At 66.8% G+C, this 25713-nt stretch carries 25 protein-coding genes; 11 read left to right on the plus strand and 14 right to left on the minus strand.

Annotated features, from left to right (window positions below):
- Positions 1 to 17: 17 nt before the first annotated feature.
- Together RT655_RS10375 and RT655_RS10380 are read right to left on the minus strand one after the other, a co-directional pair.
- Entirely contained in the window at positions 18 to 749 is a 732-nt protein-coding gene (locus RT655_RS10375; RefSeq protein ID WP_313536549.1) for a molybdopterin-dependent oxidoreductase, read from the minus strand.
- On the minus strand, positions 746 to 1456 hold the full coding sequence (locus RT655_RS10380) for a cytochrome b/b6 domain-containing protein (RefSeq protein WP_313536550.1): 711 nt from the start codon (positions 1454 to 1456) through the stop codon (positions 746 to 748). The genes RT655_RS10375 and RT655_RS10380 overlap by 4 nt, the downstream gene beginning before the upstream one ends.
- A gap of 267 nt (positions 1457 to 1723) precedes the next feature.
- Here RT655_RS10380 and RT655_RS10385 point away from each other — a divergent pair, with 267 nt between their 5' ends.
- On the plus strand, positions 1724 to 2344 hold the full coding sequence (locus RT655_RS10385) for a flavin reductase family protein (protein WP_313536551.1): 621 nt from the start codon (positions 1724 to 1726) through the stop codon (positions 2342 to 2344).
- On the opposite strand, the gene RT655_RS10390 is transcribed toward RT655_RS10385, so the two are convergent.
- Both RT655_RS10390 and rlmN read right to left on the minus strand, forming a co-directional pair.
- On the minus strand, positions 2322 to 2732 hold the full coding sequence (locus tag RT655_RS10390) for a lysozyme inhibitor LprI family protein (protein WP_313536552.1): 411 nt from the start codon (positions 2730 to 2732) through the stop codon (positions 2322 to 2324). The genes RT655_RS10385 and RT655_RS10390 overlap by 23 nt on opposite strands.
- 32 nt (positions 2733 to 2764) lie before the next feature.
- Positions 2765 to 3973 (minus strand): 23S rRNA (adenine(2503)-C(2))-methyltransferase RlmN, encoded by a 1209-nt coding sequence (gene rlmN / locus RT655_RS10395; RefSeq protein WP_313536553.1) that lies wholly within the window; start codon positions 3971 to 3973, stop codon positions 2765 to 2767.
- Between the two features lie 187 nt (positions 3974 to 4160).
- Between rlmN and RT655_RS10400 the strand changes: the two genes are divergently transcribed.
- Both RT655_RS10400 and RT655_RS10405 read left to right on the plus strand, forming a co-directional pair.
- Positions 4161 to 4622, plus strand: a complete 462-nt coding sequence (locus RT655_RS10400; RefSeq protein ID WP_313536554.1) for a DUF4168 domain-containing protein — start codon at positions 4161 to 4163, stop codon at positions 4620 to 4622.
- A gap of 133 nt (positions 4623 to 4755) precedes the next feature.
- On the plus strand, positions 4756 to 5841 hold the full coding sequence (locus RT655_RS10405) for a Ca2+-dependent phosphoinositide-specific phospholipase C (RefSeq protein WP_313536555.1): 1086 nt from the start codon (positions 4756 to 4758) through the stop codon (positions 5839 to 5841).
- 158 nt (positions 5842 to 5999) lie between these two features.
- Here RT655_RS10405 and RT655_RS10410 read toward each other — a convergent pair whose 3' ends face one another.
- Genes RT655_RS10410 through RT655_RS10420 form a run of 3 tightly spaced genes read right to left on the minus strand, consistent with a single transcriptional unit; the run spans position 6000 to position 9285 of the window.
- Positions 6000 to 7271 (minus strand): mechanosensitive ion channel domain-containing protein, encoded by a 1272-nt coding sequence (locus tag RT655_RS10410; protein ID WP_313536556.1) that lies wholly within the window; start codon positions 7269 to 7271, stop codon positions 6000 to 6002.
- Positions 7268 to 8458: a cystathionine beta-lyase gene (metC, locus tag RT655_RS10415; RefSeq protein WP_313536557.1), complete on the minus strand. Its 1191-nt coding sequence runs from the start codon at positions 8456 to 8458 to the stop codon at positions 7268 to 7270. The genes RT655_RS10410 and metC overlap by 4 nt, the downstream gene beginning before the upstream one ends.
- A complete protein-coding gene (locus RT655_RS10420) occupies positions 8455 to 9285 on the minus strand; it encodes a sulfurtransferase (RefSeq protein ID WP_313536558.1) in 831 nt (276 codons plus the stop codon). The genes metC and RT655_RS10420 overlap by 4 nt, the downstream gene beginning before the upstream one ends.
- 54 nt (positions 9286 to 9339) lie before the next feature.
- On the opposite strand from RT655_RS10420, the gene queF reads away from it, so the two are divergent.
- The 3 genes from queF to RT655_RS10435 all read left to right on the plus strand — a co-directional run bounded on the left by queF (position 9340) and on the right by RT655_RS10435 (position 13537).
- Complete coding sequence (gene queF, locus RT655_RS10425; RefSeq protein WP_121072553.1) at positions 9340 to 9786, plus strand: preQ(1) synthase; 447 nt, start codon at positions 9340 to 9342, stop codon at positions 9784 to 9786.
- Between the two features lie 141 nt (positions 9787 to 9927).
- The gene (locus RT655_RS10430; RefSeq protein WP_313536559.1) at positions 9928 to 12198 is read left to right on the plus strand and encodes a glycosyltransferase family 4 protein; all 2271 of its coding nucleotides are present in this window, start codon (positions 9928 to 9930) and stop codon (positions 12196 to 12198) included.
- Positions 12199 to 12250: 52 nt separating this feature from the next.
- Positions 12251 to 13537, plus strand: coding sequence for a glycoside hydrolase family 130 protein (locus tag RT655_RS10435; RefSeq protein ID WP_313536560.1), 1287 nt, complete (start codon positions 12251 to 12253; stop codon positions 13535 to 13537).
- A 40-nt stretch (positions 13538 to 13577) separates the two neighbouring features.
- Here the strand turns inward: RT655_RS10435 and RT655_RS10440 are convergent, their stop codons facing one another.
- The 3 genes from RT655_RS10440 to RT655_RS10450 all read right to left on the minus strand — a co-directional run bounded on the left by RT655_RS10440 (position 13578) and on the right by RT655_RS10450 (position 17538).
- The gene (locus tag RT655_RS10440; protein WP_313536561.1) at positions 13578 to 14675 is read right to left on the minus strand and encodes an ATP phosphoribosyltransferase regulatory subunit; all 1098 of its coding nucleotides are present in this window, start codon (positions 14673 to 14675) and stop codon (positions 13578 to 13580) included.
- Positions 14676 to 14695: 20 nt separating this feature from the next.
- Positions 14696 to 16273 (minus strand): phosphoglycerate dehydrogenase, encoded by a 1578-nt coding sequence (gene serA / locus RT655_RS10445; protein WP_313536562.1) that lies wholly within the window; start codon positions 16271 to 16273, stop codon positions 14696 to 14698.
- 107 nt (positions 16274 to 16380) lie between these two features.
- On the minus strand, positions 16381 to 17538 hold the full coding sequence (locus RT655_RS10450) for a phosphoserine transaminase (protein ID WP_313536563.1): 1158 nt from the start codon (positions 17536 to 17538) through the stop codon (positions 16381 to 16383).
- A gap of 166 nt (positions 17539 to 17704) precedes the next feature.
- On the opposite strand from RT655_RS10450, the gene RT655_RS10455 reads away from it, so the two are divergent.
- Positions 17705 to 18226: a hypothetical protein gene (locus RT655_RS10455; RefSeq protein WP_313536564.1), complete on the plus strand. Its 522-nt coding sequence runs from the start codon at positions 17705 to 17707 to the stop codon at positions 18224 to 18226.
- 139 nt (positions 18227 to 18365) lie between these two features.
- On the opposite strand, the gene groL is transcribed toward RT655_RS10455, so the two are convergent.
- Together groL and groES are read right to left on the minus strand one after the other, a co-directional pair.
- Positions 18366 to 20009, minus strand: a complete 1644-nt coding sequence (groL, locus tag RT655_RS10460) for a chaperonin GroEL (protein WP_313536565.1) — start codon at positions 20007 to 20009, stop codon at positions 18366 to 18368.
- A gap of 54 nt (positions 20010 to 20063) precedes the next feature.
- On the minus strand, positions 20064 to 20351 hold the full coding sequence (gene groES, locus RT655_RS10465; protein ID WP_064310559.1) for a co-chaperone GroES: 288 nt from the start codon (positions 20349 to 20351) through the stop codon (positions 20064 to 20066).
- A 204-nt stretch (positions 20352 to 20555) separates the two neighbouring features.
- Here groES and sppA point away from each other — a divergent pair, with 204 nt between their 5' ends.
- The 4 genes from sppA to RT655_RS10485 all read left to right on the plus strand — a co-directional run bounded on the left by sppA (position 20556) and on the right by RT655_RS10485 (position 23910).
- Entirely contained in the window at positions 20556 to 22457 is a 1902-nt protein-coding gene (gene sppA / locus RT655_RS10470; RefSeq protein WP_313536566.1) for a signal peptide peptidase SppA, read from the plus strand.
- Positions 22454 to 23017, plus strand: coding sequence for an N-acetyltransferase family protein (locus RT655_RS10475; protein WP_313536567.1), 564 nt, complete (start codon positions 22454 to 22456; stop codon positions 23015 to 23017). The genes sppA and RT655_RS10475 overlap by 4 nt, the downstream gene beginning before the upstream one ends.
- Before the next feature lie 111 nt (positions 23018 to 23128).
- Complete coding sequence (locus tag RT655_RS10480) at positions 23129 to 23434, plus strand: hypothetical protein (RefSeq protein WP_313536568.1); 306 nt, start codon at positions 23129 to 23131, stop codon at positions 23432 to 23434.
- A gap of 77 nt (positions 23435 to 23511) precedes the next feature.
- The gene (locus RT655_RS10485) at positions 23512 to 23910 is read left to right on the plus strand and encodes a hypothetical protein (RefSeq protein ID WP_313536569.1); all 399 of its coding nucleotides are present in this window, start codon (positions 23512 to 23514) and stop codon (positions 23908 to 23910) included.
- A gap of 31 nt (positions 23911 to 23941) precedes the next feature.
- Here RT655_RS10485 and fabI read toward each other — a convergent pair whose 3' ends face one another.
- Together fabI and RT655_RS10495 are read right to left on the minus strand one after the other, a co-directional pair.
- Complete coding sequence (gene fabI, locus RT655_RS10490) at positions 23942 to 24745, minus strand: enoyl-ACP reductase FabI (RefSeq protein WP_313536570.1); 804 nt, start codon at positions 24743 to 24745, stop codon at positions 23942 to 23944.
- The gene (locus tag RT655_RS10495; RefSeq protein WP_313536571.1) at positions 24742 to 25710 is read right to left on the minus strand and encodes a YihY/virulence factor BrkB family protein; all 969 of its coding nucleotides are present in this window, start codon (positions 25708 to 25710) and stop codon (positions 24742 to 24744) included. Before RT655_RS10495 ends, fabI begins: the two co-directional genes overlap by 4 nt.
- Between the last annotated feature and the right edge of the window lie 3 nt (positions 25711 to 25713).

Consider the following 25713-nt stretch of genomic DNA (forward strand, 5'->3'; position numbering starts at 1 on the left):
AGGATCCGGGGTACGGTTCAAATTCCCGCATACCATTGGTAGCCGCTCATATCCTCCCAGGTGCCGCCCTTGCCCTTGCCGATCCCGGCGAGCGAGGCGACCGCCTCGATCCCCACCAGATATTTGGCCTGCTTGTAGCCGAGCTGCCGCTCCACTCGCAGCCGCAGCGGCGCGCCGTGGCCGACATCGAGCAGATGGTCGTTGAGCGCCCAGGCGAGGATCGTCTGGGGATGGAAGGCGTCGATCAGGTCGACCGATTCATAATAGCCGCCATCGCCATACCGGTCGGCGCAGTGGAACACGATGTAGCGCGCCTGCGAACGGAGCCCCGCGGCGTTGAGGATGGTGGCAAGCTGCGGCCCCTGCCATTTGCCGATCGCGCTCCAGCCCTCGACGCAGTCGTGGCGGGTGATCTGCGCGCGCTGCGGCATGTGCTGGAGCTGGTCGAGCGTCAGCTGCATCGGCTTCGCGACCAGGCCACCCACCTTCAGCCGCCAGTCGGCGAAACGGGTACCGGCCCAGATATTGTACTCGGGCGTGTTCGGGTTGTGGGTGCCGTTGACGCGGAAGATCGGGCTGCGCTGCTCGGGCCGGAATTCGGTGGCGAGTGATCCGCGGCCGATCGAACGCTGGAGGAAGCGGTGCGCTTCCTCCGCGCTCGCCAGCACCGGGCTGTCGGTGAACTGGTCGCAGCCGGTGAGCAGCCCGGCGGCACCGCCGATCAGCAGGTTGCGGCGGGTGAGGATCATGGCTGCTTCTCCGCGGGCACGCGCCACCAGCCGGTGAGCATCGCGCGCAGTTCGTTGATCGGTCCCGCCAGCAGCACCAGGGTCAAATGGACGAGCAGGAAGGCGAGGATCGCCCCCATCGCGAGGAAGTGCACCGACCGCGCCGACTGCCGCCCGCCGAACAATGCGGTCAGCCAGGGCCAGGCGGCGTCCATGCCGGGCGACAGCGCGAGGCCGGAGAGGATCACCGCCGGCAGCAGCACGAACAGCGTGCCGACATAGGCCAGCTTCTGGAAGATATTGTAGGCGCGCGGGTCCTCGGGATCATGGAAGCGCAGGGCGAGATGGTCCTTGAAGTCCTTCCACAGATGCCCCGGCCCCAGCTCGCGTGCGCGGATGCGCAGGTCGCGCAGTATATGGCCGTTCGCCAAGCTCCACAGCAGATAGACCAGCAGCCCGAAGGCCAGCACCAGCGCGAAGAAGAAGTGCCAGTGCCGCGCACCGGCGAGGCTGTAATAGGACGGGATCGTCACCCAGCCGGGAAAGCGCGGCAGCTCGAGCCACGCATGGTCGAAATTCGCGCCATATTGCCCCCAATAGAGCCGGGGATGCGCATTGAAGATCATCAGCCCGCTGCCGACCATGATCAGCAGCGCGACCGCGTTGATCCAGTGCCACAGCCGGGTGATCAGCCGGTGGCGGTAGATCGCAGGGGATTGCTCGGCCATTGGTGCGCCTCTTCCTTCGCCCGTTCAGATCCTCCCCTGGAAGGGGAGGTGGCATGCCGAAGGCATGACGGAGGGGTGTAACCGCTGGTGCTGCACCCCACCATTGCAGCCGGGACACCCCTCCACCGCCCTGCGGGCGGTCCCCCTCCCCTTCCAGGGGAGGATCGCAAGGGTGCAACGGCAGGCGCTTCCGGCGTCTTCGACGATAGGATATTCGCAGCCCGAGCGGAATCGGTTTCACCCCGCCACAAAAAATCCGGAGCGCGCATGCCCACCGACTTCCACTTCTACGAACCCGCATCGGGCCACGGCCTTGCCCATGATCCCCTCAACGCGATCGTCGGCCCGCGCCCGATTGGCTGGGTGAGTACCGTCTCGGCCAGCGGCGTGCGCAACCTTGCGCCCTACAGCTTCTTCAACCTGTTCAACTATCGCCCGCCGATCCTCGGCTTCGCTTCGACCGGGTGGAAGGACAGCGTCGCCAACATCGCCGAGACCGGGGAATTCGTGTGGAACCTCGCCACCCGCCCGCTAGCGGAGGTGATGAACGCCAGCGCGGCGATGGTCGATGCCGGGGTGGACGAGTTCACCCTTGCCGGCATCGAGACGCTCCCCGCGCGCACCGTCAAGCCCGATCGCGTCGCAGGCAGCCCGGCGCAATTCGAATGCCGGCTGACACAGCTGATCCGGCTGGAAAACAAGGAAGGCGCGGAGGTCGATACCTGGCTGGTGCTGGGCGAGGCGACCGGTATCCATATCGATCGCGCGATGCTGGAAGACGGTGTGTACCAGACCGCGCGCGCCCGCCCGATCCTGCGCGGCGGCGGCCCGGCCGACTATTTCGAGATCAGCGAGAAGGCGCTGTTCAGGATGTTCCGTCCGGGCTGACCCCGGGCTCGGGCAGGATCGGCGGGGTCGAATCCGGATAGGTCAGCCAAGTCTTCCACAGCTGGTGGATGCGCGCCTCGGTCAGTTCGATCCGGCAGGTGAGCAGCGCGGCATTGCGGATCGTGCCGCCCTGCCAATGCGCATAGACCGCGTCGCACTCGCCCTTGCGCCAGGCGATCCAGCGGCCCTGCGCCTCGTCGAACGCCTTGACCACCGTCACCCCGTCGCTTGCGGCGCGCTTGCGGGCGGCGACCAGATAGGTGTTCATCTGCACCTCGGCGGCGTTGCTGGCGCGGGCGAGGCACAGGTTCATGTCCACCGTGGTCTTCGCATCGGCGCAGCGGTCGACGGGGGCGGCAAGCGCGAGGGCGAGCAAGAGCAGCGGCATGGTCTTACCCTACGCGCAGAAGCACGCGGCACTCAACCGAGGGCGGCGAACTTCTCTTCGGCCTCGCGGTCGAGCTGGGCGCGGCTCTTCTTCTCGGACGCCGTTTTCAGCTGGCCGCACGCCGCATCGATGTCGCGCCCGCGCGGGGTGCGCACCGGCGCCGAGATGCCGCCCTCGAACACGATGTTCGAGAAGGAGCGAATTCGCTCCGGCGTCGAGCATTCGTAGGGCGCGCCGGGCCAGGGGTTGAACGGGATCAGGTTCACCTTGGCGGGCAGCTTGTACTTGCGCAGCAGGCGGACCAGCTCGTGCGCATCGGCGTCGCTATCGTTCTTGTCCTTCAGCATCACATATTCGAAGGTGATGCGGCGGGCATTGTTGGCGCCGGGATAATCGGCACAGGCCTGGAGCAGCTCCTCGATGCCGTACTTCTTGTTGAGCGGCACGATCTCGTCGCGCACGTCCTTGGTGACCGCATGGAGCGACACCGCCAGGTTCACGCCGATCTCCTCGCCCGCGCGTGCCATGATCGGCACCACGCCCGAGGTGGAGAGGGTAATGCGACGCTTCGAGAGCGCGAGCCCGTCGCCGTCCATCACGATCTGAAGGCCGGCCTTCACTTCGTCGAAATTGTACAGCGGCTCGCCCATGCCCATCATCACGATATTGGTGAGCAGGCGCCCCTCGGGCTGGCTTGGCCATTCGCCGAGCGAATCGCGCGCCAGCATCACCTGGCCGACGATCTCGCCCGCGGTGAGGTTGCGCACCAGCCGCATCGTGCCGGTGTGGCAGAAGCGGCAGTTGAGCGTGCAGCCCACCTGGCTGGAGACGCACAGGGTGCCCCGATCGGCGTCGGGGATGAACACCATCTCGTAATCCTGCCCGTCCGGCGAGCGGAGCAGCCACTTGCGGGTGCCGTCGTTCGAGACCTGCGCCTCGACCACTTCGGGCCGCCCGATCACGAAGCGCTCGGCCAGCCAGGGGTGCTGCGCCTTGGCGATGTCGGTCATCGCCGAGAAGTCGGTGGCACCGCGATTGTAGATCCAGTGCCACAGCTGCTTGGCGCGCAGCTTGGCCTGCTTGGGCTCGAGCCCGGCGGCGGCCAGCGCCTCGCGGATACCATCGCGGGAGAGACCGATCAGGTCGGTACGCCCGTCTTCGCGCGCGGCGAGGGCACGCGGCACGGGCACGGGATCGATGTGCCCGGGGATGGGCATGGGGGCGGCCGACACTGTCTGCATCCGCGGCATATAGGCGAAAATCCTGGCCTTTTCCAGCGGCGTGATTTCGCTTCGATGCCTCCCTGGATGGGTCATGCCGTCCCGCCATGGCCACAGCCCATCGTGAATTGGGTGTGAAGCGGAAAACCATTTCCCACTGTTACGTTACACCGATGCAAAACAGTTTCATTGTTGCGAGGAGTTGAGAATGAAGACGATCTTTTCGAGCCTGGCAATTGCCGGCACGCTGATGGCGTCGACCGCCTTCGCCCAGACCACGACCCCGGCCCAGACGACCCCGGCCGACGCTGCTCCGGCACAGACCACGCCGGCGACCCCGGACCAGGGTACCACGGGCGCAGGCACCGCCGCCACGGCAACCGCCGGCGCGTCGACCTTCACGGATACCGAGGTCCAGCAGTACGCCAAGGCGGCGCTCGCGGTGAACAAGATCAACGCGGACACCAGCATTCCGACCGCGGAAAAGAACCCCAAGTTCGTCGCTGCGATCACGTCGTCGGGCCTGCAGCCGCAGCGCTTCAACGAGATCAGCCAGGCGATGGCCTCGGATACCGCGCTCAACCAGCGCATCCAGGCGGCCGCGGCCCAGGCGCAGACCAGCGGCCAATCGGCCCAGGCAACCGCGCCGGCCAGCCCGACCGGCAACTAATCGGTTAGCTCCCTGAACCGGCGGCGGTCCCCAGCGGACCGCCGCCGTTTTTGTGCGCGCGACTGTCATCGATCCGGAACGAAAGCCCGCCAAAGGCACCGCCTTGGGTTCGCTTCGCAAGGGACAGGACGGAATGCGCAAAGGGATGATGGTCGCCGCGGCGGCGCTGCTGATGGCGATGGCACCAGGCGGGACGACGCCCGACGCCGACAAGGGCCTGGATTCGCTGCGGCTCGACCAGGTGCGCGTGCTCGGTTCGCACAACAGCTACCGCCCCTATCCGCTCCCCGAGGTGGAAGCGCGCCTCCGCACGCTGCTGGCGAACAACTGGGAGGGCCTCGCCTATGGCCATCCACCGCTCGAAAGCCAGCTCGCGCTCGGCCTGCGCCAGCTCGAGATCGACGTCGCACCCGATCCGCAAGGCGGCGCCTATGCCGCGCCCTATGCGAACGCCACCGACGCGATAAAGGCCGAGATGGCCGCGCCCGGCGCCAAGACGATCCACATCCCCGGTATCGATTGGCAGACGCATTGCCGCGTCTTCCGCGCCTGCATGGCGCTGTTCCGCCGCTGGTCGGATGCGCATCCCGGCCATCTGCCGGTGATAATCCTGGTCAATGCCAGCGACGTGCGCCCCATCCCCGGCGTGCGCACCACCGATATCGGCTTCGACGCCGCGACGCTCGACGCGTTGGATGCCGACATCGCCGCGACCATCGGCCGCGAACGGGTGATCGCGCCGGACGATGTGCGCGGCAGCTTCCCCACGCTGCGCGACGCGGTGACCGCGCATCGCTGGCCCACGATCGGCGCCTCGCGCGGCAAGTTCCTGTTCGTGCTCGATACCTCGGAGGCGAACGAGGAACGCTACCGCACCGGCCATGCCAGCCTGAAGGGCCGGATGATGTTCGGCTGGTACCCCGAGGAAGCGCCCGAGGCCGCCTTCTTCAACACCCAGAGCCCGACCGAAGACCCCGCCACGATCACACGCCGGGTGAAGGCCGGCTTCATGGTCCGCACCCGCGCCGATGCCGAGACGCTGGAGGCACGCACCCATGATCGCCGCCGGCTCGACACCGCGATCGCCTCGGGCGCGCAGCTGATCAGCACCGACTATTATGAGGGCGTGCCCGATCCGCGCGGGCTGAACTGGGCAGTGTCGCTGGGGAAGAGCACCGTGATCTGCAACAGCGTGACGGCGCGCTGCCCTGGGCGCTGAATCAAACAGTCACCCTCACCCTCACCCTCCCCACCGCCTACGGCGGCGGGTCCCCTCCCTCTCCCTTGGAAGGGAGAGGGAGTTTGCTCGGAATTCCCTCTCCCTTCCAAGGGAGAGGGAGGGAGCCGCGCAGCGGCGGAAGGGTGAGGGTGACTGCGCTACCCCTCCACCCCCCGCACCCGCACATCCCGCCGCGGGGCCGGCACGGTGATGCCGTGCTCGCCGAACAGCTTCCACAGCCGGTTGAGCACGTCGCTGCGGACATTGCCGACCCCGCTCTCGGGATCGCTGATCCACACCAGGATCTCGTGCGCCGCGCCATTCTCACCCAGCGCCGTCAGCCACACATTGGGCGTAGGCGTATCGAGCACGCGCGGGCTTTCGGTCGCGGCGCGCAGCATCAGGTCCTGCGCCAGTTCCAGGTCGCAGCCATAGGCCACCGTCACCGCGATCCGCACGCGCACGTTGCGATCGGTATAGGACCAGTTCTCGACTTCCTGGGTCATCAGATTCTCGTTCGGAATCAGATGCTCCTTGCCGTCGCGGGTGATCACCGAGACCGCGCGCACGCCGATCTTGTTCACCCAGCCGAAACTGTCCCCCACCACGATCACGTCGCCCGGCTTGATCGAGCGGTCCATCAGGAGGATGATCCCGGCGATCAGATTGCCGACCGTCTTCTGCATGCCGAAGCCGATCGCCAGGCCGAACGCGCCGGAGAATACCGCGAAGGTCGTCAGGTCGATGCCAAGCAGATCGATGCCGACGAAGAAGGCCGCAGTGACGATGGCGATGCTCGCCAACTTCTGGCCGAGCAGCTGCTGGGTGGGATCGAGCCCCTTGGCCCGACCGATCCACTGGCCGAGCAGCCGGTTGGCGATGCGCACCAGCGCATAGATGATCGTGACGGTGACCAGAAAGGTGAGCAGCGACAGGAGCGACAGCCGCCGCGTGCCGATGTCGAAGCCGATCTGCGCCAGCAGCGCCTCGATCACCCCGAGCCCGCCCATCGTCTTGCTGAGCAGCGAGGTGAAGGCGATCGCCCCCATCGGCCAAGTGGCGAGCCGCGGCAGGCCAAGGCCACGCAACACCTCCACCACCGCCAGCGCCATCGCCAGCCCCAGCGCAATGCCGAGGAGCAGCGTCGCCGGTGGGTGCCAGTCATAGCCGCTCGCTACCGGCGACAGCAGCAGCGCCACCGTAAAGTAGCGGGTGATCCGGCACAGCCGCGCCTGGATGCCGTTGATATGCTCGCCGGCGATGCGGTGCCACAGCCCGGCAACCTGCGCGCCGATGCGCCGGCCGACCAGCACGCCGATCGCCACCGCCAGCACCGCCAGGCCCAGCGCCACCGCCAGCTCGCCCAGCTCGGCCGGCGAGGGCATGCGCATCCCCATGCCGGCGAACCGGTCGAGCAGTTCGCGGATCATCCGCGCGCGGCGGCGAAGCGGGCGAGCCCTGCCTCGAGATCGGCGATCAGATCGTCGGTGTCTTCCAAGCCCACATAGAGCCGGAGCATCGGCCCCTCGGCTTCCCAGGGCGACGCGGTGCGGATGCGCTGCGGATCGGCCGGGATGGCGAGGCTTTCATAGCCGCCCCAGCTGAAGCCGATGCCGAAATGCCGGAGGCCATCGATCAGCGCGGTGCGCGCGGCATCGTCGCCGCCGTTCAGCACGAAGGAGAACAGGCCGGCGGACCCGCGGAAATCGCGCACGAACACGTCGTGCCCCGGGCAGTCGGGCAGCGCCGGGTGGAGCACCCGCGCCACTTCGGGCCGGGTCTTCAGCCACTGCGCGATCTTGAGCCCGCTCGCGCCCGACTGGCGCAGCCGCACTTCCATCGTCCGCAACCCGCGCGACCCGAGATAGGCATCGTCCGGGCTGGCGCAGAGGCCCAGCTGATAGGTGGTCGCGCGCAACTTCTCATAATGGCCGGGAGCGGCGGTGACCGAGCCCATCATCACGTCCGAATGGCCGACGACATATTTCGAGCAGGACAGGATCGTATAGTCCACGCCCTTCTCGATCGCCGGGAAGTAGAGCGGCCCCGCCCAGGTATTGTCGAGCAGCGTCACGATCCCGCGCGCCTTGGCGACTGCGACGATGGCGGGCACATCCTGCACCTCGAAGGTGAGGCTGCCGGGGCTCTCCAGCAGGATCGCCCTGGTCCGCTCGGTGCACAGCGCCGCGATGCCCTCCCCGATCAGCGGGTCGTAATAGGTGGCGGTAATGCCCAGCCGCTTGAGCATGCCGTTCCCGAAGGCGCGGGTCGGTTCGTAGCTACTGTCGGGCAACAGCACCTCGTCGCCCGGCGACAGCACCGCCAGCAGCGCGGTGGTGATCGCCGCGACGCCGGAAGGATAGAGCAAGGTCGCCTGCGCGCCGGGCTCCAGCTCGGTCAGCGCATCGGCGAGCGACCACTGGGTCGGCGTGCCGCGGCGGCCATAATAGAGCTTGTGGTGGGTGTCGGCGCTGCCGCGCTCGCGCATCTCGGCGATGTTGTCGTAGAGAATCGTCGAGGCGCGCCACACCGGCGGATTGACGATGCCCTGCGTCCATTCCGAACGGCGGCCGGCATGGACGACCTTGGTCGCATCCTTGTCGTGATCTCCGCTCATGCGCCGACCACCTTCGACGTGTCGGGCTGCGCGCCCCATTCGGTCCAGCTGCCGTCGTACAGCGCGATCTCGTGCCCCAGCAGGTGCGCGGCGAAGACGATCACCGAGGCGGTGATGCCCGAGCCACAGGTAGCGACCAGCGGCTGGGTCAGGTCGAGCCCGGCGGCATCGAACACCGCCTGGATGCCCTCGGCTGCCTTCCAATGCCCGTCGCTTTCGAAGAAGCGGCCATAGGGGATGTTCTTGGCTCCCGGCATATGCCCTGCGCCGCATTCGGGGCGGGGGTCGGGCTCCTCGCCGGAGAAGCGCGCCGCCGAACGCGCATCGACGATCTGCTCCGCCGTCGTGCGCATGTCGTCGAGCGTCCGCAGCTGCGCGGCGGGCGCGCCGGCCGTGAACTCCGTCGCGGCAGCGAGCTGCGGCCCGGTCTGCACCGGCCGCCCCTCGGCGCGCCAATGGCCCATATTCCCATCGAGGATCTCGGCATGCACGCCGAACATCCGCAGCACCCACCAGGCACGGCAGGCGGTGTGGTGCGGGCTGTTGTCATAGAGGACGATGCGGGTGGTCCCCATCACCCCCAGCTGCGCCATCCGTTCCTCGAAAACGCTGCGCTTGGGCAGCATCGAAGGCAACGGGTTCTCGGCATCGACCAGCGTATCGAGATCGAGCAGCCGCGCGCCGGGGATGTGCCCGGCCTCGAACTCCGCACGCGGATCCTGCCTGGGCGCGCCCGGAATGGTGGAGGTGTAGGTCGCGTCCAGGACCAGCAGGTCGGGGGCGCCGAGCATGCCGGCCAGCGCGTCGGTGGTGATCAATCCGTCCATGCGGGTAGGTCCTAGCCCTATGGAAACCGCACGGCAAACGCCTACATGGCGGCCATGGACGCCAAGCATCTCGGTAAGCAATCCGCCCTGCCCGCCAGCCCGGAGGAAGCGGAACTCGACTATGTGCCCAATCCACGTGCGGGCACGCGCTATCTGGTACGGTTCGCCGCGCCCGAATTCACCTCGCTCTGCCCGATTACCGGCGCGCCCGATTTCGCGCACCTCGTGATCGACTATGTGCCCGGCGAGAAGATCGTCGAATCCAAGTCGCTCAAGCTGTTCCTCGGCAGCTTCCGCAACCACGGCGCGTTCCACGAGGATTGCACCGTCGGCATCGGCGAGCGGTTGTTCCGCGAGATGCAGCCGCTCTGGCTCCGGATCGGGGGCTATTGGTATCCGCGCGGGGGCATCCCGATCGATGTGTTCTGGCAGTCGGGCAAGCCGCCCGAGGACGTCTGGATCCCCGATCAGGGGGTTCCCGGATATCGCGGTCGCGGCTGAATGGCAGATTTACAGCACGGCTCGTCAGGTATAGAGTTGTGCGTCGCAGCAGAACTGCAACTTATTTGAAAATCGGGAGTTTAGCAGGACATAAGGCCCAGTTTTGGGCCGAGTCCATCATGCAGTAGCGAAAGGTCCGCCATGGCACGGTCTCCTATGGGTCCTCGGATCCGGCATCTTGCCCTGATCGGCAACTTCCTGCCGCGCAAGTGCGGCATCGCCACCTTTACTACCGACACCTACACCGCGCTCGCGGAGCGGTATCCGGACATCCAGGTCGACGTCTATGCGATGGACGACCTGCCCGGCCATTATGCCTATCCGCCGCAGGTGACGGGTTCGATCGCGCAGAACGATCGCAGCGCCTATCTGGAAACCGCGCGCAAGATCGAGGCGAGCGGCGCCGAGGCGCTGTGGATCCAGCACGAATACGGCATCTTCGGCGGCGCGGCGGGCGAGCAGCTGCTCGCGCTGACCGATCGCGTCTCGGTGCCGGTAATCGTCACGCTGCACACCGTGCTCGAGCGCCCAAGCGCCGACGAGCGCCGGGTGATGGAAGCGCTGATCCGTCGCGCCTCGACGCTGATCGTCATGGCCGAGAAGGGCCGCGAGATCCTCAAGCGCGTCCACGGCGTGGAAGACAGCAAGATCGAGGTCATCCCGCACGGCGTGCCCGATCGCGCCTTTGCCGACACCGCCGATTTCAAGCCGGCCTTCGGCTGGCAGGGCCGCGACGTCATCCTCACCTTCGGCCTGCTCGCCCCGAGCAAGGGCATCGAGACGATGATCGAGGCGATGCCCGCGGTCGCCGCCGCGCATCCCAGCGCGCTCTATGTGATCCTGGGCGCCACCCACCCGCATCTCGTCGCGCATGAGGGTGAGGCCTATCGCGATCGCCTCAAGGCGCAGATCGCGACGCTCGGGCTGCAGGACAATGTCGCCTTTGTCGACGGTTTCGTCGAGCAGAGCGAGTTGCTCGACTATCTCCAGGCGGCCGACATCTATGCGACGCCCTATCCCAATCCGGCGCAGATCACCTCGGGTACGCTGTCCTATGCGGTGAGCATGGGCAAGCCGGTGATCTCCACGCCCTATATCCATGCGACCGAAATCCTCGACCAGGATCACGGCGTGCTCGTCGATTTCGGCGACAGCGCGTCGTTCTCGCGCGAGATCAACCGCCTGCTCGGCGACAAGGACGCCCGGCTGGCACTGGCCAAGCGCGCCTATGATCGCGGCCGCACGATGCTCTGGGCGCGCCTCGCAGAGCGCGCGATCGAGGCGTTCGACGCGATCCTCGACGAGAAGCCGCACCGCATCCGCACCGCGACCAACGAGCTTCCCACGCTCTCCCCGGTACTGACCGCGGTGGAGCGGATGAGCGACGCCACCGGCATGCTCCAGCACTCGATCTATTCGGTGCCGGATCGGCGCCACGGCTATTGCATCGACGACAATGCCCGCGCGCTGATCCTGATGAGCAAGATCGACGCGGTGGACGAGACGGTGCGCGATCGCTGGACGGCCATCTATGGCGGCTTCGTCCAGCACGCCTGGAATCCCGATAAGCGCAAGTTTCGTAACTTTATGAACTTCGACCGCACCTGGTGCGAGGACGAAGGCTCGGAAGATTCAAACGGCCGCGCAATCTGGGCGCTGGGCGTCACCGCCCGCGACGCCCGCGCGCAGAAGCACCGCGACTGGGCCTCGGTGCTGTTCGACGAGACCGCCTCGATCGCCTTCGACCTCGGCAGCCCGCGCGCGCATGCCTTTGCGATGCTCGGCGCCGCGGCGATGGCGGAAGCACATCCGGGCCATGCCCTGTCACGCGAGATCCTCACCCGCTTCGGCGACGAGCTCGTCGCGCTGCTGGAGCGCACCCGTCGTCCGGCGTGGAGCTGGTTCGAGATCGTGCTGGCCTACGACAACGCCCGCCTGCCCGAGGCGTTGCTGCGCGCCGGGCATGTGCTCGGCCGCCAGGACTTCCTTGATACCGGGCTGGAAACGCTCGCCTGGATTGCCGAGCGCCAGACCTCGCCCGAAGGCCGTTTCCGCGCTGTCGGCACCGAAAGCTTCGGTCGCGAATATGCCGAGCCGCTGCCGTTCGACCAGCAGCCGCTCGAAGCGCAGGCGACGATCGATGCCTGCCTGGCCGCGCATGAGGCAACCGGAGACGGACGCTGGGCCGAGGAGGCGATGCGCGCCTATCGCTGGTATCTCGGGGCCAACGATCTCGACACGCCGCTTGCCAGCGTGGCGGACGGTGGCTGTTTCGACGGGCTGATGCCGACCGGTCTTAATCGAAATCAAGGTGCCGAGTCGATTCTCGCGCTCCAATTGGCAAATTGCGCGATCTCGGCTCTTTCAAAGGGCAATAAAAGCGTGGCAGGACCGGAACTCGCCGTCGCCTGAAGCGATACCGGGGGACGGCGCCGTAACGAGCGCGTTCCCCGGGGGTTGCTAAATGCCGGAACTGTTTCACCATCCCTTGCGGCTTCGTGCCGATCCGTCGCGCGTCGTCGTGCGGCCGTTCCACGTGGCTTGGGCGTCGACCAATGGCGGCGCGCCCAGCCGCACCGAGCGGATTGTCAGCGAGGTGCTGGCACTGTCACCGGGCCAGGCGCGTGCCGAACTCGAACTGGTCCTCAAGGATTTCGAGGCCCGCCACTGGCAGACCCGCCGCGTGTTCATGACGCGCTATGACGAGATTGAAGCGATGCTCGGCCTCGACGGCGCGGCGATCGGCGACGAGAAGCGCCAGCTGCTCGGTGCCTATTTCTGCCATGAATACAGCTATGCCGCCGCCGCGCTGATGAACCCCAGCGCGGTGCCGCATTACGATCAGACCGGCATGCCACCGGGGAGCATGCGCATCCTGATGTCGCTGCGCGCGGTCGGCGAGGGGCATATCTCCTCGGTTGCCTTCCGCGAAGGCATTATCACCGATGGCAACGAGCTGGTGCTGGCGCCCGAGCCGCCCTTCGCCACCGCTGCCGACGCCCGCGAGCCCGACGAGCGCGCGATGGAAGGCCCGGTACGCATCTACCGCCACCGCGATTCGACGCTGTCCGGCACCGTGGTGTTCCCGATCACCAAGGCCCAGTCGAACGGGCTGGAGGATCTGCGGATCTGCCATTTCACCCATGACGACGGCACGGTCGAATGGATTGGAACCTACACCGCCTATAACGGCTCGGGCATTCAGTCGGAGCTGCTGCGCACGCATGACTGGCGCGGGCTCGACCTGGTCCCGATGACGGGCAGCGCAGCACGCAACAAGGGCATGGCGCTCTTCCCGCGCAAGGTGGGCGGCAAATACATGATGTTGGGTCGGCAGGACGGCGAGAACATCTTCCTGCACACCTCGGACGACATCACCCATTGGGAGGGCGGCGAGCTGATCATCAAACCGCAATTCCCCTGGGAGCTGGTGCAGATGGGCAATTGCGGCCCGCCGATCGAGACCGATCAGGGCTGGCTGGTGCTCACCCACGGCGTCGGCGCAATGCGCAAATATTCGATCGGCGCGGCGCTGCTCGACAAGGACGATCCGTCGAAGGTGCTCGCCCGCTCCCGCGCGCCGCTGCTCGCGGCGGCCGACCAGGACCGAGAGGGCTATGTGCCCAACGTCGTCTACACCTGCGGCGCGATCCGCCACGGTGACAGCCTGTTCATCCCCTACGGCGTGGCGGACAGCTCAGTGGCGTTCGCCTTCGCGCCGATCCAGGCGCTGATCGACCAGATGGAATGATACGCATGCCGTCGCCCCGCCTAGGGGCGACGGCCATGACTCAAAGCGCGGTCGGCACACCGTCGCGCAGTTCGTGGCTGCACAGCTGGGCCTGGGGCGTATCCTCCGCCTCCAGCGCCGCGACCGTTACCCAGCCCTCCGCACGCAGCGCTGCGCCGGTCACCGCATCCGTACCGAATGGCAGGAACAGCCGCCGCCGCGCATCGCCGCCCATGCCTGCATCGAGAATCGGATCGGCGTAGAGCGAGAAGCCGACCGCCGGTTCCTCGCGGCCCCCGTCATGCACCACCATATAGGTGCCGCCGCGCCCGATCTCGCCGCGGCCGCCGCGCGCGAAGATCGAGAAGCCCAGCCAGGTCTGATATTCGAAGCCGTGGCGTTCGGTGGGGTCGAGCGTGAGCGCCACGCCAGCCGGAATGCTCGCGGCAATGGTGGCGAGGCCGTCGATCCGGCTCGCCAGCGCAGTGCCGGCGTCGGTCGCGCGCAGCCTTGCCATGGCGCCGTCGAACGGACCAGCGGCTTCGATCAGCGGCAGGTATCTGGGATCGATCGCGGCGACGCCGCCCGCATCCTTCGCATCGAGCCGTTCGCGCAGCGCCGTCAACGTCTCGCGCGGCAGCGTATTCTCGGCCAGTGTGTCGACCAGATCAGGCAGCGTGAAGTCGATCGCAAGCCCCTCGACGCCAGCCGACTGCAGCGCCTCGATCGCGACGCGGACGATCTCCATCGCCGCCGCCACGCTGTCGCGCCCGATCAGCTCGCAGCCGATCTGGCGCATTGCCCTGCGCGGATCAAGCGCCGGCGCCTTGAGCTTGAGCACCTGCCCCGCATAGCAGAGCCGCACCGGGCGTGGATGGTGCCCCATGCGCGTCGCGGCGATCCGGCCGACCTGTGCGGTCAGGTCCGGGCGGATGGCGAGGCTGCGCTGTGACACCGGATCGACGAAGCGCACGGCATTATGCACCGCGCCGGTCTTGAGCCGCGTCGCCAGCTCGTCGGCGAATTCGGCCAGCGGCGGGTCGACCTGTTCATAGCCATAGAGCCGCGCGAGCCCTAGCACGCGCGTTTCGAGGCGGGCCGCCGCATCGGCGGCAGGCGGCAATCGATCGTGAAACCCTTCGGGGAGGAGACCAGTCATGGCCGCCTCCCCTAATGGCTTCAGAAGCCGAGCGCCATGGCGGTCTTCACGCCCGGAAGCGCGCGGACCTTGCCGAGCAGCGCGTCGTCCACCGCCTCGTCGACCGAGAGCAGCAGGATCGCCTCGCCGCCGGCCGAGCGGCGGCCGAGATGGAAGGTGCCGATGTTGACGCCCGCCTCACCCAGCGTGGTGCCGAGGCGGCCGATGAAGCCCGGCGCGTCCTCGTTGACGATGTAGAGCATGTGGCCGGCGAGATCGGCCTCGACCTTGATGCCGAACAGCTCGACCAGGCGCGGCGCGGCATTGCCGAACAGCGTGCCCGCCACCGAGCGGTCGCCCGCCTGGGTGCCGACGGTCACGCGCACCAGCGTGTGGTAATCGCCTTCGCGATCATGACGAACCTCACGCACATCGAGACCGCGCTCCTTGGCGAGGAACGGCGCGTTGACCATGTTCACCGTGTCCGAATGGACGCGCATCAGCCCCGCCAGCACCGCGCTGGTGATCGGCTTCTGGTTGAGCTCGGCCGCCGCACCCTCGACTTCGATGGCGATGCTGGTCAGCTCGCCATGCGCCAGCTGGCCGACCAGGCCGCCCAGCTTCTCGGCCAGCGCCATATAGGGCTTCAGCCGCGGCGCTTCCTCGGCCGAGAGGCTCGGCACGTTGAGCGCGTTGGTGACGCCGCCGGTCACCAGATAGTCGGCGAGCTGCTCGGCGACCTGGATCGCGACATTGACCTGCGCCTCGGTGGTCGAGGCGCCGAGGTGCGGGGTCGCGACGAAGTTGGGCGTGCCGAACAGCGGGTGTTCCTTGGCCGGCTCCTGCACGAACACGTCGAGCGCCGCGCCGCCGATATGGCCCGAATCGAGCCCGTCCTTCAGCGCCGCCTCGTCGATCAGGCCACCGCGCGCGCAGTTGATGATCCGCACGCCCTTCTTGGTCTTGGCGAGATTCTCGCGGCTGAGGATGTTGCGGGTCTGGTCGGTCAACGGGGTGTGCAGCGTGATGAAGTCGGCGCGCAGCAGCAGATCGTCGAGCGTCATCTTCTCGACGCCCATTTCCAGCGCACGCTCGGGCGTGAGGAACGGATCATAGGCGATCACCCGCATGCGCAGGCCGATGGCGCGGTCCGCCACGATCGAGCCGATATTGCCCGCACCGATCAGGCCCAGCGTCTTGCCGGTCAGCTCGACGCCCATGAAGCGGTTCTTCTCCCACTTGCCGGCCTGAGTCGAAACATCGGCCTCGGGCAGCTGGCGGGCGAGCGCGAACATCAGCGCGATGGCATGCTCGGCCGTCGTGATCGAGTTGCCGAACGGGGTGTTCATCACCACCACGCCCTTGGCCGAAGCCGCGGGGATATCGACATTGTCGACGCCGATGCCGGCGCGGCCGATCACCTTGAGGTTGGTTGCGTGCTCGAGAATGTCCTTGGTGACCTTGGTCGAGCTGCGGATGGCGAGGCCGTCATAGGTGCCGATGATCGCCTTCAATTCGTCCGGCGTCTTGCCGGTGATCTCGTCGACCTCGACGCCGCGCTCGCGGAAGATCTGCGCGGCCTTGGGGTCCATCTTGTCGGAAATCAGTACCTTGGGCATGGAATGCTCCTGTGCACAGCGGTGCACCTGCGATGGCAGGCGCCCGGAATTCATAAGGGGAATCGGGTGTGGGCCTGGGCTCCTGCTTTCGCAGGAGCACGGCCGGATCAGCCCGCCTTGGCGGTGGCGTAGGCCCAGTCGAGCCAGGGGCCGAGCGCCTCGATATCGGCGGTGTCGACGGTCGCGCCGCACCAGATACGCAGGCCTGCCGGCGCATCGCGATAGCCGGCCACGTCATAGGCCGCGCCTTCCTTTTCGAGCAGGCCGGCGAACTTCTTGATGAAGTCGGCATCGGCGCTTTCGACGGTGAGGCACACGCTGGTGCGCGAGCGGATCGCGGGATCCTCGGCGAGGTGGCCGAGCCAGTTGCGCTCGGCGACGATCTTGTCGAGCGCCGCGGCATTGGCGTCCGAACGGGCGATCAGCCCCTCGGCGCCGCCCAGGCCCTTGCCCCATTCGAGCGCGAAGATCGCATCTTCCACCGCCAGCATCGACGGCGTGTTGATCGTCTCGCCCTTAAACACGCCCTCGGCAAGCTTGCCCTTGGAGACGAGGCGGAACACCTTGGGCAGCGGCCAGGCGGGGGTGTAGGTTTCGAGACGCTCGACCGCGCGCGGGCCGAGGATCAGCACGCCGTGCGCGCCCTCGCCGCCCAGCACCTTCTGCCAAGAGAAGGTGGCGACGTCGATCTTGTCCCAGGGCAGGTCGTAGGCGAACACCGCCGAGGTCGCGTCGGCGAAGCTCAGGCCTTCGCGATCGTCGGCGATCCAGTCGCCGTTCGGCACGCGCACGCCCGAGGTGGTGCCGTTCCAGGTGAAGAGCACGTCGTTCGACCAGTCGACAGTCTTGAGGTCCGGCAGCTGACCATAGTCGGCGCGCAGCACGGTGGGATCGAGCTTGAGCTGCTTGACCGCATCGGTGACCCAGCCCTCGCCAAAGCTTTCCCAGGCGAGCGTGGTCACGGGGCGTGCGCCCAACATCGTCCACATCGCCATTTCGAAGGCGCCGGTATCCGAGCCCGGCACGATGCCGATGCGATGCGTGTCCGGCAGGCGGAGCAGCTCGCGCATCAGGTCGATGCAATATTGGAGACGAGTCTTGCCCAGCTTCGAGCGGTGCGAGCGGCCGAGCGACTCGATGGCGAGCTTCTCGGGCGACCAGCCCGGGGGCTTGGCGCAGGGGCCGGAAGAAAAATAGGGACGCGCCGGTTTGGTGGCGGGCTTCGCAGGCGCAAGGGTGGCGTCGGCGGCAGTCAAATCAGTCATGTAGACTCTCCTCACAGAGAGCACGCGCGGCGTTGGGACCGCGTGGCCCGCCGACGGCCCTAGCGGCACCCAATCGAAAGTCAATCGCGGACATCGTTTCGGTGGAACAATGTTGTGCCTCTGCGGCTTTTCCCGACAGCTTTGCAAAATATCTGGGAGGTACGACATGCGGATCATTCTGGCGGCGGGATTGGCCGCAATGCTGCTGACGGCGCCGGTCGCGGCGCAGCAAAATGTCGGCGATGGCGCCAAGGCACCGCTTCGCGACCTGCGAATCGACGAGAAGAAGATTCCTGAGGTGCTGCTGCTTGCCGCCTCCGCCCCCTATTCGTCGCAGGGGACCAAGAGTTGTACGCAGATCCGCGCCGGCATTGCCGAGCTCAACGGCGTCCTTGGCGCGGATGCCGACGCGCCCGAGGCGCGAAACGGCAAAGGCGGTGAAATCGCAGCAGCGGGCAGCCGGGCGATCGTCGGCGCGCTGATCCCGGGCTTCGGGCTGGTGCGCATGATCACCGGTGCCGACAAGCAGGAAAAGCGGGTGTCCGCCGCAATTTATGGTGGCACGATCCGCCGCGCCTATCTGAAGGGCCTCGGCCTTTCCAAGGGCTGCAAGCCGCCCGCCGCACCGGCCGCGACGGCCCGCGCCGCCGTCCCGAAGATCCCGGCGGAAGAGAAGGACAAGAAGTAGGATCGATCGCTGCCGGCCACCCACGTCCCCTTCCGCAGGCGGAAGGGGGCCGCGGGAGCCGAAGGCGACGGTCCCTGACGCACAAAAAAAGGGCCGGCGGATCGCTCCGCCGGCCCCTCTTTTTGCGTCGAGCGCGGACTTAGAAGTCCATGCCGCCCATGCCGCCCATGCCACCCGGCATCGCCGGCGCTGCGGTCTTGTCTTCCGGCAGCTCGGCAATGGTCGCCTCGGTGGTGATCAGCAGGCCGGCGACCGAAGCCGCGTTCTGCAGCGCGGTGCGCACCACCTTGGTCGGGTCGATCACGCCGGCAGCCACGAGGTTCTCGTAGGTGTCGGTCGCGGCGTTGAAGCCGAACGAAGTGTCGGCCTGGTCGAGCAACTTGCCCGAGACGACGGCGCCGTCCTGGCCGGCATTCTGCGCGATCTGACGCACCAGCGCGGTCAGCGACTTGCGAACGATGTCGATGCCGCGGGTCTGGTCCTCGTTCGCGCCGTTCAGGCCGTCGAGGGCCTTGGTCGCGTACAGCAGGGCCGTACCGCCGCCGGGGACGATGCCTTCTTCAACGGCTGCACGGGTCGCGTGCAGCGCGTCGTCGACGCGGTCCTTGCGCTCCTTCACCTCGACTTCGGTCGCACCGCCGACCTTGATCACGGCCACGCCGCCGGCGAGCTTGGCGAGACGCTCCTGGAGCTTCTCACGGTCGTAATCGCTGGTGGTGACTTCGATCTGCTGGCGGATCTGCTCGGTGCGAGCCTTGATCGACTCGGCTTCACCGGCGCCATCGACGATGGTGGTGTTGTCCTTGTCGATGGTGACGCGCTTGGCGGTGCCGAGCATGCCGAGCGTGACGGTCTCGAGCTTGATGCCGAGGTCTTCGCTGATCACTTCACCCTTGGTGAGGACGGCGATGTCTTCCAGCATCGCCTTGCGACGATCGCCGAAGCCCGGTGCCTTGACCGCTGCGACCTTCAGGCCGCCGCGCAGCTTGTTGACGACCAGGGTCGCCAGCGCTTCGCCCTCGATGTCCTCGGCGATGATCAGCAGCGGGCGACCCGACTGCACGACCGCCTCGAGGATCGGCAGCATCGACTGCAGGTTCGACAGCTTCTTCTCGTGGATCAGGATGTACGGATCCGCGAGCTCGACCGCCATCTTCTCCGGGTTGGTGATGAAGTAGGGCGAGAGATAGCCGCGGTCGAACTGCATGCCTTCGACGACGTCGAGCTCGAATTCGAGACCCTTCGCCTCTTCGACGGTGATCACGCCTTCCTTGCCGACCTTCTCCATCGCTTCCGCGATCTTCTGGCCGACTTCAACGTCGCCGTTCGCCGAGATGATGCCGACCTGGGCGACTTCCTGCGAACCCGAAACCGGCTTCGAGCGCGCCTTGACGTCCTCGACAACCTTGGTGACAGCGAGGTCGATACCACGCTTCAGGTCCATCGGGTTCATGCCGGCGGCCACCGACTTCATGCCCTCGCGGACGATCGCCTGCGCCAGAACGGTCGCGGTGGTCGTGCCGTCGCCGGCGATGTCGTTGGTCTTCGAGGCCACTTCGCGCACCATCTGCGCGCCCATGTTCTCGAACTTGTCCTTGAGCTCGATTTCCTTCGCGACCGACACACCGTCCTTGGTGATGCGGGGCGCGCCGAAGCTCTTCTCGATCACGACGTTGCGGCCCTTCGGGCCCAGCGTGACCTTCACCGCGTCGGCGAGGATGTCGACGCCGCGCAGGATGCGCTCACGAGCGTCACGCGAAAACTTTACGTCCTTGGCTGCCATGGGACTGCCCTTTCAAATTTCGCTAAGTTTAGGAAGTTGAGGTTCGTGACGTGCTCAGCCGACGATGCCGAGAATGTCGCTTTCCTTCATGATCAGCAGGTCTTCACCATCGACCTTGACCTCGGTGCCCGACCACTTGCCGAACAGGATGCGGTCGCCGGCCTTGACGTCCAGCGGGGTCACCTTGCCATCTTCGGCCTTGGTGCCGGTGCCGACGGCGACGACTTCGCCTTCCTGCGGCTTTTCCTTGGCGGTATCGGGGATGATGATCCCGCCGGCGGTCTTTTCCTCGGCTTCGACGCGGCGGACGAGCACGCGGTCGTGCAACGGACGGAAGTTCATTGCCTGATCCTTTTTCAGGTGGATTTCGGTGTTTAGCACTCGGTCCCCCGGAGTGCTAACATGAGCGATATGTGAACCGAAATTTGCTTCGTCAACAGGTGCGACGGGAACTTTTTTGGCGTGTTGGATCGATAAGACGGGTCGTTGCCTCGCTTGCGCGCATCCGGTAGCACCGCTGGTGGAATACCCTTTGAGGAGCCGCCGGTGAAGCTGGTTCGTACCGCCTGGAAGATACTCGTCGGAATCAAGGACCTGCTCGTCCTGGTTCTGCTCCTCCTGTTCTTTTCCGCGCTGTTCGCGGCGCTGTCGCACCGGCCGACTCCGGCAACGATTCGTGATGGCGCGCTGATCGTCGCGTTCAACGGCGCGCTGGTCGAGCAGCCGAGCGAGGCGGATCCCTTCGCCAGCGTGAGCGGTGCCCGCGCCGCCGGCCAAGTGGGCGCGCGCGACGTGATCCGCGCGCTCGACGCCGCCAAGACCGACTCCCGCGTCAAGGCGGTGGTGCTCGATCTCGACAGCTTCCTCGGCGGCTATCCCGCGACGGTGAGCGACGTCGCCGCTGCGGTCGGCCGGGTTCGTGCCTCGGGCAAGCCGGTGCTTGCCTATGCCACCGCCTATACCGACAGCGGCTACCAGATCGCGGCCAATGCCAGCGAGATCTGGGTCCACCCGATGGGCGGATCGCTGTTCATGGGCCCGGGCGGCCGCCAGCTTTATTACAAGGGGCTGACCGAGAAGCTCGGCATCAACGTCCATGTCTACAAGGTCGGCAAGTTCAAGTCGGCGGTGGAGCCCTATATCCGCGCCGACATGTCGCCCGAGGCGCGCGAGGCAAACACCGCGCTCTATGGCGGCCTGCTCGACCAGTGGCGCGAGGGCATCCTGAAGGCGCGACCCAAGGCCCGCATCGCCGATTTCCTGATGAAGCCCGACGTGGCGATCACCGCCGCCAAGGGCGACATCGCCAGCGCCAACAAGGCCTATGGCCTGGTCGACCAGCTCGGCGACCGGATCGCCTTCGGCAAGCACGTCGCGCAGCTGGTCGGTGCGCCGAGCGGCGCCCGCGCGGGCAATTTCAACGGCATCAAGCTCGCCGACTGGTTGCAGGCCAATCCGCTGCCGACCAGCGGCGACGCGATCGGCGTGATCACCATCGCCGGCGAGATCGTCGACGGCAAGGGCGGCGCAGGCACAGCGGGCGGCGATACCGTCAGCAAGCTGGTGCTCGACGGGCTCAAGGACGGCAAGCTCAAGGCGCTGGTCGTCCGAGTCGATTCGCCTGGCGGCTCGGCCATGGCCTCGGAGCAGATGCGCCAGGCGATCCTCCAGGCGAAGGCGCAGAAGCTGCCGATCGTCGTCTCGATGGGCGGGCTCGCGGCGAGCGGCGGCTATTGGGTGTCGACCGCGGGCGACGTGATCTTCGCCGAGCCGAACACGATCACCGGCTCGATCGGCATCTTCGGCATCATCCCCACCTTCGAGAACAGCCTCGCCAAGATCGGCGTGACCACCGACGGGGTGGAGAGCACGCCGCTCACCGGCCAGCCGAGCATCTATGGCGGCACCAACGCCACGGTCGACACGATCCTGCAATCGGCGATCGAGGCGGGCTATGGCCGCTTCGTCGGGCTGGTCGCCGCGTCGCGCAAGCTTACCCCGCAGCGGGTCGACGAGATCGGGCAGGGCCGGGTATGGATCGGCGGCATCGCGCGGCAGATCGGCCTGGTCGATCGCTTCGGCGGGCTGAACGACGCCATCGCGGAGGCTGCCAAGCGCGCCAATCTGGATCCCGCCAAGGTGCGCCCGGTATATCTCGCCAAGAAGCCGAACGCCTTCACCGCGGCGGTTGCCGGCTTCCTCGGCGCGCTCGGCAATGACGATGACGACGATGGCAACTGGGCCGACGCGCCCGCCGGCAGCGATGCCTATGCGCGGATCGGCGAGGAGCGACGCATGCTGCTCGCCCAGGCGCTGGGGGATGCCAAGCGGCTGACCGCCAGCGGCTCGGTCCAGGCGCGCTGCCTCGAATGCATGGCGCTGGGCGTACCGAGCGCCCAGCCGAGCGACCTTGCCCTTCTCCAATTCGCCATGGGAGCCCTGAAATGATCGGCATTCGCGCCGCCACGCCGGACGACGCCGCCGCGATCGCCGCCATCTATGCGCCCAATGTGCTGACCGGCACCGCCTCGTTCGAGATCGAACCGCCCGACGCCGCCACGATGGTGGCGCGGATGGCGGCGAGCGAGGGCTATTATCCCTGGCTGGTGGCCACCAATGGCGACGGCGTCGACGGCGGGGTGATCGGCTATGCCTATGCCAGCAAGTTCCGCGATCGCCCGGCCTATCGCTATGTCGTCGAAAGCTCGATCTACATGGCCGATACCGCGCAGCGCCGCGGCGCCGGGCGGCTGCTCTACGAGGCGCTGGTCGATACGCTGCGCGCGCAGGGCTTCATCCACGCCTTCGGGATGATCACCCTGCCCAACGACAATTCGATCGCGCTGCACGAAGCGGTGGGCTTCCGCCGTACCGGCGTGTTCCGCGAAGCCGGATACAAGCACGGCCAATGGATCGACGTCGGCATCTGGCAGTGCGAGCTCAACGAACCGACCCGCCCGCCCGAAGAGCCCAAGCCCTTCCACGAATTGGGCGTGGTGCGCGCCTGACGGAGGCCTTGTCGACCGGTATTACAACCGAACGCGATATTATTGGCAATCAATGCCTTGATTAGTACACTTCAGTATCGGCGACTCGACGCCGACTATTGGAGGTGCGTTTTGACGAAGCTCGTTCACGCTCACATTCCATTCGCGCTCGCTGCGGTGGCGCTGCTCCAAGCCATGCCGTCGACGCCTGCGATGGCGCAGACCACCAACGAATGCTCGGCCTACTCCATCCGGGTTTGCGCGAGCTGGCAGGAACTCGGCTATAGCGCGCTGAAGGACTGCCGCTTGCAGGAATATGCCAACTGCATGGCCGGGGTGCCGCCCTATGAGCCGATCAGCATGATCCGCACGCAGGACGGCGTCCAGGCGCGAACGCATCGCACGGCAGCGCTTCCGGCCACCCCGAAACAGTCCTGATCGTGCACGGCGGGCGCCCGTGGCGTCCGCCGACACGGCGATTGACCGGGGCGTGCGAATGGGGGAGATCGGTTAGGATGGACCCATCTTCCCCGTACACGGTCGGCTTCAGGGTCGAGGTCGAACGGGAGTTGCGCCTCGTTGTGGTGACCCTTGCCGGCGTACCCTCGCCGGAAGATGTCGGCTGGATTGCGGAAGAGGCACGCGCGGCGATCCTCACGCTCGGAGACGATGCGGGGCAGCACCGTACGCTCTACGATGTCCGCGGCGTGCACGTGCTGCCGCAGGCTACCGCTGATTTCGTGCTCAAGAATTTCGCCGATACCGAAATGACGCATTGGGCGCGCCGGCTCGCGTTCGTCGCTTCGACAATGATGACGCGGCTGCAGCTCCGCCGGATCGTCGAGGTGCGGCCCGGCGCGATGCTGTTCGACGATTTCGAGACTGCCCGCGCCTGGCTGCTCGCGGCGGATTGAGCGGGGCGACGCGCGGCCGCCCCGGTTTCGATCAGGCCAGCGCGATGTCCGGCGCGTCTTCCGCCTTCATCCCGATCACGTTGTAGCCGGCATCGACATGGTGGGTCTCGCCGGTGACGCCCGAGGCGAGGTCCGACAGCAGATAGAGACCGGCGCCGCCGACATCCTCGATCGTCACGTTGCGGCGAAGCGGCGAGTTCAGCTGGTTCCACTTGAGGATATAGTTGAAGTCGCCGATGCCCCGCGCTGCCAGCGTCTGGATCGGGCCCGCCGAGATCGCATTGACGCGGATATTCTCCGGCCCGAGATCCATCGCCAGATATTTGACCGAGGTTTCCAGCGCCGACTTGGCGACACCCATCACGTTGTAGTGCGGCACCACCTTCTCGGCGCCGTAATAGCTCAGCGTGAGCAGGCTGCCGCCGTTGGGCATCATCCGCTGCGCGCGCTGCGCCACTGCGGTGAAGCTGTACACCGAGATGTTCATCGTCATCAGGAAGTTGTCGAGCGTGGTATCGTAATAATGGCCGCGCAGCTGGTTCTTGTCCGAGAACCCGATCGCATGGACGACGAAGTCGATCGTCGGCCAGCGCGCCGCCAACGTCTCGAACGTGGCGTCGAGTGCGGCCATGTCCGCCACATCGCAATCGATCAGGAAGTCGGAGCCGACCTGCTCGGCCAGCGGCTTCACCCGCTTGAGCAGCGCATCGCCCTGATAGGAAAAGGCCAGCTCCGCACCCTGGGCGTGCAGTGCCTTGGCGATGCCCCATGCCAGCGACTTGTCGTTGGCGAGGCCCATGATAAGCCCGCGCTTCCCTTGCATCAATCCGGTCACGTCTTCTGAATCTCCTGTGCTTGGTCCCCCTCTAGACCGGCTTCGGGCACTTCCGCCAGAGCGGCGTTGAGCTCCGCCCCTACGACGAGGCCGAGTCCCACCAGGAAAAAGAAGATCAGCGCGACCATCACGCCCGCCAGGCTGCCATAGGTGGCGCCATAGCCACCCATGGTGGATAGTACCCAGGGCAACGCCCCGGTGACGCTGAGCCACCAGAGCGTGGTGCACAGCGCGCCCGGCCATTTGGGATAGGCGCGCGCGCGGTAGCGCGACGGGGTGAGCGCGAAGAACAGCACATAGAGCGCGCCGAACAGCGCGAAAGCGGGCACCGCCTTGCCCGCCGAGGCGAAGCGCTGCGCCTCGGTCGCCCAGGGCAGGATGCGGTACAGGAATTGCTCGATCCCGGTCAGGATCACCTGGAAGGCGAAGGCGAGCATCACCATCAGCACCGCCGCGACGATCATCCCGATCGCGCCCAGCCGGTACCGCCAGAACGGCTTGTCCGACGAAACGCCATAGGCCTGGCGGACGATGCCGCGGATCGTCTCGATGAAACCGGCGGTGGTCCACAGGCCGACCAGACCGCCGAACCAGAGCAGGCCACCCGAACTGCGATTGTGCAGCACTTCGATCACGGGTTCGCGGAGCAGCTTGGCGACGTCGGGCGGCACGGTCTGGAGAAACGCCTCCAGCGCGTGGACGCCGGTGCCGGTGCGGCCGACCAGGCTGGCGAGCGCGGTGGCGACGATAAAGAACGGGAACAGCGTGACCAGCGACAGATAGGCGAGGTTGCCCGCATAGGTGAAGCCGTCGTTGAAGGTGCCGATCGCGACGCGCTTGGTGATCTCGAGCATACGCTCGGTCACGCCGAGCTCGGCGAGCCGGCGCGGTACCTTCCCGCTGACGCCCAGCCGCCGTCCTTCGGGCGACTGTGGCGAGATCGAGGCGCGCGTCGGTTCGTCCACGCG

This window comes from Sphingomonas sp. (genome assembly GCF_032114135.1).
GTDB lineage: Bacteria > Pseudomonadota > Alphaproteobacteria > Sphingomonadales > Sphingomonadaceae > Sphingomonas.

Coding starts and splice junctions, on each gene's coding strand:
- RT655_RS10375 (WP_313536549.1), bottom strand. CDS start 749: ATGATCCTCACCCGCCGCAACCTGCTGATCGGCGGTGCCGCCGGGCTG.
- RT655_RS10380 (WP_313536550.1), bottom strand. CDS start 1,456: ATGGCCGAGCAATCCCCTGCGATCTACCGCCACCGGCTGATCACCCGG.
- RT655_RS10385 (WP_313536551.1), top strand. CDS start 1,724: ATGCCCACCGACTTCCACTTCTACGAACCCGCATCGGGCCACGGCCTT.
- RT655_RS10390 (WP_313536552.1), bottom strand. CDS start 2,732: ATGCCGCTGCTCTTGCTCGCCCTCGCGCTTGCCGCCCCCGTCGACCGC.
- rlmN (WP_313536553.1), bottom strand. CDS start 3,973: ATGCAGACAGTGTCGGCCGCCCCCATGCCCATCCCCGGGCACATCGAT.
- RT655_RS10400 (WP_313536554.1), top strand. CDS start 4,161: ATGAAGACGATCTTTTCGAGCCTGGCAATTGCCGGCACGCTGATGGCG.
- RT655_RS10405 (WP_313536555.1), top strand. CDS start 4,756: ATGCGCAAAGGGATGATGGTCGCCGCGGCGGCGCTGCTGATGGCGATG.
- RT655_RS10410 (WP_313536556.1), bottom strand. CDS start 7,271: ATGATCCGCGAACTGCTCGACCGGTTCGCCGGCATGGGGATGCGCATG.
- metC (WP_313536557.1), bottom strand. CDS start 8,458: ATGAGCGGAGATCACGACAAGGATGCGACCAAGGTCGTCCATGCCGGC.
- RT655_RS10420 (WP_313536558.1), bottom strand. CDS start 9,285: ATGGACGGATTGATCACCACCGACGCGCTGGCCGGCATGCTCGGCGCC.
- queF (WP_121072553.1), top strand. CDS start 9,340: ATGGACGCCAAGCATCTCGGTAAGCAATCCGCCCTGCCCGCCAGCCCG.
- RT655_RS10430 (WP_313536559.1), top strand. CDS start 9,928: ATGGCACGGTCTCCTATGGGTCCTCGGATCCGGCATCTTGCCCTGATC.
- RT655_RS10435 (WP_313536560.1), top strand. CDS start 12,251: ATGCCGGAACTGTTTCACCATCCCTTGCGGCTTCGTGCCGATCCGTCG.
- RT655_RS10440 (WP_313536561.1), bottom strand. CDS start 14,675: ATGACTGGTCTCCTCCCCGAAGGGTTTCACGATCGATTGCCGCCTGCC.
- serA (WP_313536562.1), bottom strand. CDS start 16,273: ATGCCCAAGGTACTGATTTCCGACAAGATGGACCCCAAGGCCGCGCAG.
- RT655_RS10450 (WP_313536563.1), bottom strand. CDS start 17,538: ATGACTGATTTGACTGCCGCCGACGCCACCCTTGCGCCTGCGAAGCCC.
- RT655_RS10455 (WP_313536564.1), top strand. CDS start 17,705: ATGCGGATCATTCTGGCGGCGGGATTGGCCGCAATGCTGCTGACGGCG.
- groL (WP_313536565.1), bottom strand. CDS start 20,009: ATGGCAGCCAAGGACGTAAAGTTTTCGCGTGACGCTCGTGAGCGCATC.
- groES (WP_064310559.1), bottom strand. CDS start 20,351: ATGAACTTCCGTCCGTTGCACGACCGCGTGCTCGTCCGCCGCGTCGAA.
- RT655_RS10475 (WP_313536567.1), top strand. CDS start 22,454: ATGATCGGCATTCGCGCCGCCACGCCGGACGACGCCGCCGCGATCGCC.
- RT655_RS10485 (WP_313536569.1), top strand. CDS start 23,512: ATGGACCCATCTTCCCCGTACACGGTCGGCTTCAGGGTCGAGGTCGAA.